Source organism: Anaerotruncus sp. AF02-27, from assembly GCF_003465835.1.
GTDB classification, from domain to species: Bacteria; Bacillota; Clostridia; order Oscillospirales; family Ruminococcaceae; genus Anaerotruncus; species Anaerotruncus rubiinfantis.
The window spans coordinates 1-10441 of record NZ_QSBX01000003.1 but is presented as its reverse complement, the minus strand read 5'-3'; the positions used below and the strand labels follow the sequence as shown (position 1 = coordinate 10441).

The following is a 10441-nucleotide window of genomic DNA, read 5'->3' as shown; positions in this document are numbered from 1 at the left end:
CCCCCGCCGCAAACGCGGCGGATGCGGTATCCGCGCCGCTCATGAGCAGCGCGGATACCGCGGCCCCGGCGTGTCCCGCCAACTCCCGCGCTTTCCAAAGCAGCTCGCACGAAGCATCGGTCAGCGTACCGCCCTTTGTCTCACAAATCACCCAGATCTCATTGCGGCGGCTTTTCCCGTTCATCCGGTCACCTCCGCAAGTTTTTTGCAGATTGCAAAGGCGCCTGCCGGGAGATCCTCCGCGAAAGCGCATTGGCGCATCCCTTTTTCCGGCGAAAAGACCCTTCGCACCCGCGTTTTGGACCCCGCAAGCCCGGCCTCACCCTTTTGAAATCCCAGGTCACCGGCAAAAAGCCCCTCCAGCGGGACTTTCCGCGCGCGCCGCAGATCCAGAAGCGACGGCATATGTTCCTGCGCCGCGCCTTCGCAGATCGAAAGCACCGCGGGGAGCCGCACGGCGTATTCGTCGAACCCTTCCTCGTGCAAACTCGTGCAGAACGCTTCGTTCCCCTCAACGCCCAGGGAGAAGACATTTGCAAGATATGCCGCATCCAGCATCACCGAAAGCTCGCCGCCGACCTGCCCGGTCTCGCCGTCGATCGCCCGGCGGCCGCAGAGGATCAGGTCAAACGGGCCAAGACGCCGGACGGCACGGGAAAGCACCTGCGCAGTCGCAAAGGTATCCGATCCGGCAAAGAGCGGATCGCTCACCAGCACGGTCGCGTCCGCGCCCTGTGCCGCCGCGTATGAAAGCACCGCGGCGGCTTTTTTTCCGCCCATCGAAAGCGCCGTAACGCTGCCGCCATGCACTTTTTTAAGCCGGTATGCCAGTTCCAGCGCGGCTGCGTCAGCGGGATTTAAAATCAGCGTGGCAGCGTCCCGCTGCAGGGTATGGGTGTCTTTGTCTAGCCCCACATCCTGTGTTTCGGGAACCTGTTTTAAACAGACGCAGATTTCCATGCTTTTCCCCCGCTTTTCATTTTGTTTACAAGCCGCAGGCTTTTGCCAGCAGCGCGAAAAGGTCTTCGACCGCGTGCCCCTTCGGGATGTCCGCCGAGAGGATCTCATAGTCGGATGGTGAAGCGGTGATCACCGTCTTTCTGCCGCACCGGTCGACATCCTCCCAGCGCCCGGCCGCCGTAAGCGCCACAATCTTCGGCGAGTGCGCCTTGACCGCCTGTTCTCCGCAGGAACGAACCATATCGCGGTTAAAGAACATCTCTTTCCACGCAATCCCCATTGCCGCGAGCAGGTCGCGTGCGGGCTGGGTCTCGTCGAGGTCGCGGGCCAGCCGGTCCGGGTCATGATAGGTCGCGTCCGCGACCGTGACCTTCGCCGGATTGAGCCTGCCCTGCGCGGCCAGCTCCGCAAAGTATGCGGTGGCGGTCACGACATCAGCGCCCAGTTCGATCCCCCATTGTGGATATTCCTGCTTCATGACGTTCGCGTCGGCCGGATCGAGCACGACCACGGTTTTCGCCCCGGCTGACGCGATCGCTTCCGCCAGTATTTTCGCACAGGCGGCTGTGTCGTCCACATAGCCGATCAAATCACCCAGCATGGCCCCGCTGGACGGTTCGTCGCGGAGCGTTGCGAAATCGACGCCCGCCGCCGCGAGCAGCTTCGCCGCCGTTTCCACCATCTGTGGGGTTTTGAGCGCGGCGGTCTCTCCCGCGTAGAGGATCACCTCAGCTTTGTCCTTCGACCAGGGGGACAGCGCTTCGGCTTTCTTTTCAGACGGGATGCCCCAGAGATTCCCGGTTTCGGTGAGATTGTCGATAACCGCCTGCACATAATCCGGCACCACATCCTCAACGACCGCTTTTGTGCGGGCTTCGCGGATGAAGATCCGCGGATCGAAGCCGGTTTCACAGCCCGCGGCACAAGCGCCGCAAAGCAGGCATTCATACATATCTTCCGCCATCGACACCGAATATGCCTCGCCGTGGCCCGCCATATCGAGCAGGATTCCCTTCGCGCGCGGGGTATTGTTCTCCCGGCCGGTCTTGAGACCAATGGGGCACAGATGCCGGCACATCCAGCAGAACCGGCAGGCCTTTACAGTTTTGTTCGCTTTTTCCGATAACATGCGTCATTCCTCCTCTTCTGGCCTTAAAGCCCCAGCTTGCAGGGGTTCATGATGTGATTCGGGTCAAGTTTTTCCTTGAGCGCCTCGAATACCTGCATGCCGGGCCCATACTGTTCCTTCATGAGGTGGCCGAGCTTGATCCCCACGCCGTGATGGTCGTTGACCACGCCGCCGTTTGCAAGGCTCGCACGCACGCTGACGTTCCAGATTCGGTTGTGCAGCTGGATACATTCGACCGCATCCTCCGGCGGATGATCCATAATGAACCGGTCATAGATCATGCATCCCCATTCATACCAGTGGGAGAAATGCGCGATATAACGCACACCTTCAAAGTTGTCGGCTATCGCCTTCTTTTTGGCGTGATAAATCTTTTCGATGTTGTCATAGGTGGCGACCGTGTCAAGCGTCCCGTACATCTTCGGCAGGTCGAGCGCGTGCCCGGGATAGAAAAAGGTGACGCGGCTGTCCCACCATTTCTCGCCGTATTCGTGGCCGAGGTCCTGCGCCTCATATTTGGCGCAGGTCTCCAGGATGATACGCTCCTCAATATCGACAATCTCGGTCATGCCTTCGACCGCGATGTTCATGAACGCGCCGGGCGCCGCAAAGCCGAGCACTTCCTTGATGATCGAAACGGTTTCCGCTTCGTCGTAAAGGCGCATGATCGAAGGCTTCACCTTCCGGAGGATGTCACGGCCGCAGGCGATGCCGTCGGTGACATTCTTGAAGAGGAACGCCCGAAAACGCCGCGTTTCCGGTTTTTCATAGAGCCGCAGGGTGACCTTGGTCATGACGCCGAGCGTCCCTTCGGACCCGATAAAAATCTGGGCCAAATCCGGGCCGGCCGCGTGCTTCGGCACCGGCGAGGACTCGATGATGTCCCCATTCGGGAGCACGATTTCAAGGCTCACGGTCATGTCGTCGATCTTGCCGTATTTGGTGGAGAGAACGCCGATGCCGCGGTGCGCAAGAAATCCACCGACCGTCGCGCAGTTCATTGAGCTCGGATAGTGCATCAGCGAATAGCCGCGTTCGTTCGCATACCATTCGAGCTGCTGGAAGTTCGCGCCGGTTTCGACCGTCACGCACATCGAGTTGGGGTTAAAGTCGAGGATGCGGTTCATCCGTTTGGTGTCAAGCACGATGCCGCCCGCCACTGGAAGCGCGCCGCCCTGCGAACCGGAGCCGCCGCCCCAGGTCGTGACCGGTATCTGATAGTAGTTTGCGATCTTGAGAACCTTGGAGACCTCCTGCGCCGAGCCGGGGCGCACCACAAAGTCCGGCTGCGGGGTGTTTTTGCCGCGGTCCTCCCACATGCGGCTGACAAAGAAATAGTCCACGCTATGTACCAGCAGGTCGCTCGAACGGGTGCTCACGTTCTCTCCGCCTACCGCGTCCTCCAGTTCGGAGCGGATAAACTGATATAAAAGCTCGTTGATTTGCATAAGGTAAAGCCCCTTTCCGATTTTTCGCCCGGCCATTTATGGGCGGAAAATCCATTTCCAAATAATCTGTGCGGGCAAGCCCCGCGCTAGGTGCCCATGAGCAGGTTCGGGATCAGGGTGACGACCTGCGGAACGAACAGGGTCAGAATCATCGTAAAGAGCACGAACAGCACAACCGGCAGTGTATAGCGGATCGCCTCCTTAAAGGGCGCTTCCGCGATGTTCATCGAGATGAACAGATAGAGCCCAACCGGCGGGGTCAGCCCGCCGACCACCGTGGCGATTGAAAAGAGCACGCCGAACACGAGCGGGTCCACGCCCAGCTCCAGCACGATCGGATAGATCACCGGCAGGATGACAACCATCGCCGCGATGGTTTCCATAAAGCATCCGATCACCAGCATGAGGCCGATGATGATGCAGACAACCACGGTCGGATCGGTGGAAATGGAGAGCATAATGCTCTTGATCGCGCCGCCGACGTTCTCCTTGGCGAAGATGTAGGCGTAGATGTTCGAAATACCCATCAGCATCATCAGCATGGCCGAGGATTCGATCGCCCGCTTGAAAATTTTATAGAGGTCCTTGAGGTGCAGCGTGCGGTAGATGAAACCGCCGCAAACGAGACCGTAGAGGCAGGCGATGATGCCGCTCTCGGTGGCGGTAAAAACGCCGGTGATGACGCCGCCGATGATGATAAGCGGTGTAAGCAGGGCAAAAAACGCTTTGCTGAACGATTTTCCAACCTCACGGAGGCTGAAGGTGCCGGTACCCTGGTCGATCTTATGCCTGCGCGCATACCAGTTGCACATGCCCATCAGCAGAAGGCCGATCAGGATGCCTGGCCCCAGGCCGCCGAGAAAAAGCTTTCCGACCGAGAATCCAGTCAGCGAGGCGAAAACGATCATGTTGATGCTCGGCGGAATGATCGGGCCAAGCGAACCGGAACCCGCGATCAGCGAGGCCACAAACGAACGGTCATAGCCGGATTCCTTGAGCTCCGGGGTACACAGCGACCCGACCGCCGCCATTGTGGCGGCGCCGGAACCGGAGATGCCCGCGAAGATCATATTGGCCAGCACGCAGACCATACCGAGTCCGCCTTTCATCCAGGAAAGCAGCGAACGGCTGAAATCCAGGATGCGTTTCGACAGCTGCGCGCCGCTCAAAATTTCACCCGCCAGGATGAAGAGCGGCCCCGCCATCATCGGGAAGGAGTTGATCCCGCGGATCATCTGCTGGACCGCCATGAAAATCGGCACATCGCTGCCGAGCATCAGGGCCAGCACGCCAGAAAAGCCGATTGCAAAGCTGACCGGCACGCCGATGATCAGAAAAAGGATGAGAAATCCACCTGCGATCAGCAACATCGTTTATTTCTCCCCTTTCGCATATTGTCTCGCGTAAGCCGGGATGGTGGTGATATAGGACAGGATCATCATAACGATCCCGACCGGCACCGCGGAATAGATATACACATAGGAAATCGGCAGCGAGGCGGCCATCGAATTCCCGCTGCGCATCACCAGTTGGATCGACGCGGGCAGGTAGACGATCAGGAATACCACGCAGATCAGCCGCGCCGCAGTGAACAGGACCGACCGGGCCTTGTTGTTCTTCATGAAACCCAGCAGGATATCGACCGACACGTGGCCATCCACGCGGATGGTGAGCGCCGAACCGACCATGGTCAACCAGATGGCCGAGAAGCGCATCAGCTCCTCTGACCAGGGGGTGGAAACGCCGAATATGTACCGCCCAAAGATCTGGATACTGCCGAAGAACAGGATCAGCACAAACAGGACGATGCAGATCCAGGTCTGGACAATATCGATCCAGCGGTCTATCTTCAGCCATGTTTTCATAGCAACATCTCCCTACTACATGGTGGATATGGCCCGAAAGCAGGCTGTGCGGCTTTTAAGGGCCGCACAGCCGGATTCCAGATGGGAAGCCGGATGCTGTCGGAGCCCTTTTTACGCGTCGATGGCAAGCAGCTTGTCGATCAGCTCCTGGCAGTTGTTTTCCGCCGCGAAATCATCGTACATCTTTTGGCAGGCCGCGCGCATCTTTGCGCGTTCCTCGTCCGGCACGTCGTTGATCTCAACGCCCGCGTCCGCAATCGCCTTTTCCGCGATGTCGTCGAGTCCCTGCCGGTCGGCGATCTGTTTCGCCTGGCTTTCGGCCGCGCATTCCATGATGATTTCCTGCAGGTCAGCCGGGATCGAATTCCATTTTTCCTCGTTGATGTAGGTCGGATAGATCGCGCCAATGTGGCCCATGCGGGAATAGTAATTGGAAACCTCCTGAAGGTTGACGTTCACAAGGCCGACCGCGTCGGCTTCCGCCGCGTCCGCAACGCCCTGCTGCACGACGGTGTACGCTTCGCTCCACGGGGAGGTGACGACGGTGCATCCAAGCGATGTCCAGAGGTTGACGTAAAGCGGGGTCTCCGCGCAGCGCATCTTGAGTCCCTTGAGATCGTCAAGCTTGGTGATCGGACGGGTTTTTAAGATTGGCTGGCGGATGCCGTTCGAATAGCAGTTGAGCATCTTGAGACCGGTGCCCTCGAGCAGTTTGGGCAGCTCGGGCATGACGACCTCATTGATCAGCCGTTCCTGGGTTTTCAGGTCTTTGGAGAGGAACGGGAGCTCAAACGCGCCGATGATCGGCTTGTTGAGACCGGTAGAGAGCTCCGCCACACTCGAAAAGTTGATGTCGAGCGTGCCCATGACCGTCTGTTCGATCATCTCGCGCTGGGTCCCGAGCTGGCTTGACGGGAAAATGGTGATCTTCACCCGGCCGTTTGTTTTCTCTTCGACGAACTGTTTAAACTCCTCCGGCGCGATCGCAAGCGCGTGGCCGGGGTTCTGGATGTGACCGAAGGAAAGCTCGATCACCTCGCCGCTGTCCGCAGGCGCCGCATCCTTGGATTCAGCCGGCGCCGGGGCGCCGGAAGCAGCCGGGGCCGTGGAATTTCCGGAAGACGAACCGCAGGCCGCGAACGCCAGGATCATAACTGCTGCCAGTACCAGGGAAAGAATCCTTTTTTTCATTTGAAATCCTCCTTAAATAATTCGTCTCTATTCGTCTTGGCGGCCTTCCCGCCGCGCTAAAACAGGCTCTGATCAGTCGTTCGCGATTTCCTGCAGTTTCTCCCAGATGGGCGCGCACGACGCGGTCACCTCGCGGTAGACCGCAAAGAACTTCTCATACTTCGCGTGGTTTTCCATGTCCGGATAATAGGTCTTTTTGATCCGGTTGCACTGACGCACCGCCGTGACTTCATCTGGGAACACACCGACGCCTACCCCGGCCAAAAGCGCGCCGCCAAACGAGGAGTCATCTTTTTCCGGCCGCACAACCGGCACCCCAAATACATCGCAAAGGATCTGGCACCAAAGCGGGCTTTTCGCGCCGCCGCCGATGAGCCGGATCTCCGAAGCGGCGCGTCCGGTCTCCTTCACCACCTGGAAGCAGTCATAGAGGCTGTAGGCAACCCCTTCGAGCACCGCACGCGCAAAGTAGCGTTTATCGTGCACCACGCTGATCCCAAAGAAATCGGCGCGGTAATTCGCATTGAAATACGGACAGCGTTCTCCCAGGATGTACGGGTGGAAGATAAGCCCCCGCGATCCGACCGGTACTTCGGCCGCCTGCGCGTCCATCAGCCGGTAAACGTCCTCCCCTTTCGTCTCGCAGGCCTCCTTTTCGACCGCGTAGAGCGCGTCGCGCAGCCAGCGATAGGAGGAAGCGCTCGCGTTGGTGCCCATACACATGTACCACATGCCTTCCACCGCGAACGGGTAGGTATAGCCTTTCGGATGCGGGTCGGCCTCCCGGAGGATCATATTGACATTGCCGGCGGTAGCCATCTTGACCAGCAGGTGGCCCTCCTCTACCGCGCCCGCGCCATAGTCCTCTGCCGCCGTGTCCGAACAGCCCGCAATGACCGGGGTGCCTTCGCGCAGGCCGGTCAATTCAGCCGCCCGCTTTTGAACCGTTCCCGCGATCGCCTTTGATTTGATCACCTGCGGCAGGACCGAAACGTCCAGCCCGATCAGGTCACAGAGCTCCTTCGACCAGCAAAAGTTTCTCGCGTCATAGAGCAGGGTACCCTGCGCGTCGACATGGTCGGTATACCAATCGCCGGTGACAAAGTGCCGGGCGTAATCCTTTGTGAAAAGGATGTGACGGATCTTCCCAAAGCTTTCCGGGTCATTTTCCTGAATCCATAAAAGCTGCGGCATCGTCCAGGTCGCGGTCGGCATTTGCATGCCGATTTGGAAGATCTTTTCGCCGTGCTCCGCACAAAGCCGTTTGGCCTGCCCCGCGCTGCGCTGGTCGTTCCACATGATGCACGGACGGATCACTTCGCCGTTCCCATCGAGCAGCACCGCGTTGTGGGTCGAAGCGGAAAAGCTCACTCCCGCGATCTCCGCGGCGTCAACCCCTTCTGTTTCCACGCAGCTTTTCACCGTGTTCACCAGCGCTTTCACCCAGTGATCCGGGTTCTGTTCCGACCAGCCGGGGTGCCGGTGGTCGGACGGGTACTCCTCAAACGCGGTTGCCTTCACGTTGCCTTCTGTGTCGATGACCGTCGTTTTGCAGCCGCCGGTGCCAAAGTCCACGCCCATTAACAAACAACTCATGGTCTTTCTCCTCCCAGTTTTGTCTATAGAAAAGGGTTTTACAGTTTTTCAAATGGGGAAAGCATGCTGAGCCCGGCCTTGGCGCAGTTTGCGACCCCCGCATCGAGCGAAAGGTCAACGCCGTTGACCGCCGCGCCAAGCGTGCTGGCGAGAAAAAGCGCCGCGAAGGCGATCTCGTCCGGGTCTATCAGCCGGTGCTGCGGCACATAAGAGAGGATCAGCTCCCGCGCCGCCTCAATCGGAAGCCCGTGCAGCCCGGCCATGCGTTCCACCAGTGCGGTCCGGGTCATTCCGGTGTCCGCCCAGCCAGGACAGATGGCGTTCACGGTAATCCCATATCCGGCAAGTTCAAGCGCCCAAACCCGCGTCATGCCGGAAAGCGCCGCCTTGGTGAAGGTGTAGGGAGTGTACGTTTCCATGCCCAGAAGCGCCTGCACCGAGGACATGTTGATGATCCGGCCGCGGCCGCTTTTCTTGAGATACGGCACCGCGTATTTCGCGGCGAATGCCGCTCCGCGGATATTCACCCTGTAAAGCCGGTCAAGGGTGGACGTATCGAGTTGCTCAATCTCCTGTTTCGCGATGATCCCGGCGTTGTTCACAAGCACATCGATCCCCCCGAACGCCCCGGCTGTCGCCTGGGCCGCGGCTTTGGCCTGCGTTTCCTCGACGAGATCGGCCTGTATGAACCGGTAACGTCCCGGGTGCGCGTCTCCGGCAGCCTTCGCTTCGGGACTTTCCGAAAGATCCCAGTTCGCGACCGAGGCGCCGTTTTCCAGAAACGCTTTTGCAATCGCCAGCCCAATTACACCGGACGCGCCGGTAACTGCCACCCGGATGCCCGCCACATCAATTCCAATCATTGCGCTCCTCCTTTCCTTGATTTTCGTCAATATTTCTTCAGAGAAAGGCTTTGATCCACCTTTTCAAAATTCTTGATCGATTCCTCCCCCTTTTTCAAACATACATAGATGAACAGCGCGTCAATAATTGCGAGCTGCGCAATACGCGAGGTCAATCCGTGAACCCGGAATTTTGTTTCGGCTGCGCTTGTGAACAGCCTGATGTCCGAAACGTTGCCGCGGGTGATCGGGGATTTCCCGTAGTTGGTCAGGCAGATGGTGGTGGCGCCCTGTTCTTTGGCATAGCCAAGCGCTTCGACAATGTCGCGGGAATTGCCCGAATGGGAGATCCCAAGTACCACGTCGCCAGGTTTCAGCGAACTCGAAGCAATCATCTGAAAGTGGTTGTCGCAGTAAGCATTTGAATCGATGCCCGCCCGCAGGAATTTATGCGCGGCATCCATTGCGACCGGCGCCGAATTGCCAAGCCCGAATACGAGCAGGCGCCCGGTGTGCAGGATTGCATTGGCGGCCTTTTCAAATTCAGGGGTGCTCACCACCCGTTTGGTGGCGTTTATCGTTTCCACTGCGCTGTCGAAACTTTTTTCCAGGATGCTGCCGGCCGAATCGCTGGCGCAAACCCCTTCATGGATCTTTTCGAGCGGGGAAACCAAATCCTTTGCCACCCGGATTTTGAGATCCTGAAAGCCTTTGTAGCCCAGCTTTCGGCACATGCGGATAATGGTCGCTTCGCTGGAACCGGTGGCCTCCGCCACATCGGTGATCGATTCATAGATGATCCGGTCCTGGTTCACCAGGATGTAATCCGCCACCCGCCGTTCGGTTTTGGTCAGCTCCAGCAGTTTCTGGTCGATCGTCAGGCTGATCTGGGTATGGCTGGTCATTTTATCACCCATCGCTTTCACTTTTGAAGATTATTTTTATTTCTGCAAGTATCCTTCAAAAAGATTGATATTTTGGGGTCAATTTTGAATATTATTTTCAATTTGATTCTATGGGATTGAAAAATCAAAGTCAAACTGCTCAACATACCTGAATTTTATCAACTTTTTCGTTTCATTCTCTGAAAAATCACCAATTGAACTTGTCCTTTCGCCAAAGGCTTTGACAGTCTCGTGATATTTTTGAAAATGTTCTTCCATTAAATGTATGATGAACTTCAATCTTTCACAACTTTGCTGAATTTTCACTTGCCGGAGAATTTTTTCATTTTTCGCAGGGCCTGTCCAGCTTTGCGGAATTCCGCCTCCTTTTCAACCAAAGGCCGGTTCCAGGAGCCTATCCCATCCTATGCCTTTCTCACCCGAATCATGTCCTCCGAATAATAATTCCCCGGCATAGCCGGGGGTATTTCATATGCGGGCAAAGCCCTATGATGCCAGCCGCACC

10 protein-coding genes are annotated in these 10441 nt (G+C 57.7%); all 10 read right to left on the bottom strand.

Annotated features, from left to right (window positions below; translation table 11 throughout):
* The coding region (locus DWV16_RS18820; protein ID WP_370218745.1) for a hypothetical protein at positions 1-184 on the bottom strand (184 nt) is incomplete at its 3' end.
* Complete coding sequence (locus DWV16_RS03765) at positions 181-960, bottom strand: electron transfer flavoprotein subunit beta/FixA family protein (protein ID WP_158572771.1); 780 nt, start codon at positions 958-960, stop codon at positions 181-183. The genes DWV16_RS18820 and DWV16_RS03765, both read right to left, overlap by 4 nt.
* A gap of 25 nt (positions 961-985) precedes the next feature.
* Complete coding sequence (locus tag DWV16_RS03760) at positions 986-2089, bottom strand: (Fe-S)-binding protein (protein ID WP_118477838.1); 1104 nt, start codon at positions 2087-2089, stop codon at positions 986-988.
* 23 nt (positions 2090-2112) lie between these two features.
* Positions 2113-3537, bottom strand: coding sequence for an FAD-binding oxidoreductase (locus tag DWV16_RS03755; protein ID WP_066452654.1), 1425 nt, complete (start codon positions 3535-3537; stop codon positions 2113-2115).
* Positions 3538-3623: 86 nt separating this feature from the next.
* Entirely contained in the window at positions 3624-4907 is a 1284-nt protein-coding gene (locus DWV16_RS03750) for a TRAP transporter large permease (protein WP_066452537.1), read from the bottom strand.
* Between the two features lie 3 nt (positions 4908-4910).
* On the bottom strand, positions 4911-5402 hold the full coding sequence (locus tag DWV16_RS03745; RefSeq protein ID WP_066452538.1) for a TRAP transporter small permease: 492 nt from the start codon (positions 5400-5402) through the stop codon (positions 4911-4913).
* A gap of 111 nt (positions 5403-5513) precedes the next feature.
* Positions 5514-6593, bottom strand: a complete 1080-nt coding sequence (locus tag DWV16_RS03740) for a TRAP transporter substrate-binding protein (RefSeq protein ID WP_118477837.1) — start codon at positions 6591-6593, stop codon at positions 5514-5516.
* Positions 6594-6665: 72 nt separating this feature from the next.
* Positions 6666-8189, bottom strand: coding sequence for a xylulokinase (gene xylB / locus DWV16_RS03735; protein ID WP_066452543.1), 1524 nt, complete (start codon positions 8187-8189; stop codon positions 6666-6668).
* Between the two features lie 38 nt (positions 8190-8227).
* Positions 8228-9052, bottom strand: coding sequence for an SDR family NAD(P)-dependent oxidoreductase (locus DWV16_RS03730; RefSeq protein WP_066452545.1), 825 nt, complete (start codon positions 9050-9052; stop codon positions 8228-8230).
* 26 nt (positions 9053-9078) lie between these two features.
* On the bottom strand, positions 9079-9948 hold the full coding sequence (locus DWV16_RS03725) for a MurR/RpiR family transcriptional regulator (RefSeq protein WP_066452547.1): 870 nt from the start codon (positions 9946-9948) through the stop codon (positions 9079-9081).
* Positions 9949-10441: the final 493 nt, after the last annotated feature.

Excerpts from the sequence above, each read along its gene's own strand:
- DWV16_RS03765 (WP_158572771.1), bottom strand. The coding sequence starts at position 960 with ATGGAAATCTGCGTCTGTTTAAAACAGGTTCCCGAAACACAGGATGTG.
- DWV16_RS03760 (WP_118477838.1), bottom strand. The coding sequence starts at position 2,089 with ATGTTATCGGAAAAAGCGAACAAAACTGTAAAGGCCTGCCGGTTCTGC.
- DWV16_RS03755 (WP_066452654.1), bottom strand. The coding sequence starts at position 3,537 with ATGCAAATCAACGAGCTTTTATATCAGTTTATCCGCTCCGAACTGGAG.
- DWV16_RS03750 (WP_066452537.1), bottom strand. The coding sequence starts at position 4,907 with ATGTTGCTGATCGCAGGTGGATTTCTCATCCTTTTTCTGATCATCGGC.
- DWV16_RS03745 (WP_066452538.1), bottom strand. The coding sequence starts at position 5,402 with ATGAAAACATGGCTGAAGATAGACCGCTGGATCGATATTGTCCAGACC.
- DWV16_RS03740 (WP_118477837.1), bottom strand. The coding sequence starts at position 6,593 with ATGAAAAAAAGGATTCTTTCCCTGGTACTGGCAGCAGTTATGATCCTG.
- xylB (WP_066452543.1), bottom strand. The coding sequence starts at position 8,189 with ATGAGTTGTTTGTTAATGGGCGTGGACTTTGGCACCGGCGGCTGCAAA.
- DWV16_RS03730 (WP_066452545.1), bottom strand. The coding sequence starts at position 9,052 with ATGATTGGAATTGATGTGGCGGGCATCCGGGTGGCAGTTACCGGCGCG.
- DWV16_RS03725 (WP_066452547.1), bottom strand. The coding sequence starts at position 9,948 with ATGGGTGATAAAATGACCAGCCATACCCAGATCAGCCTGACGATCGAC.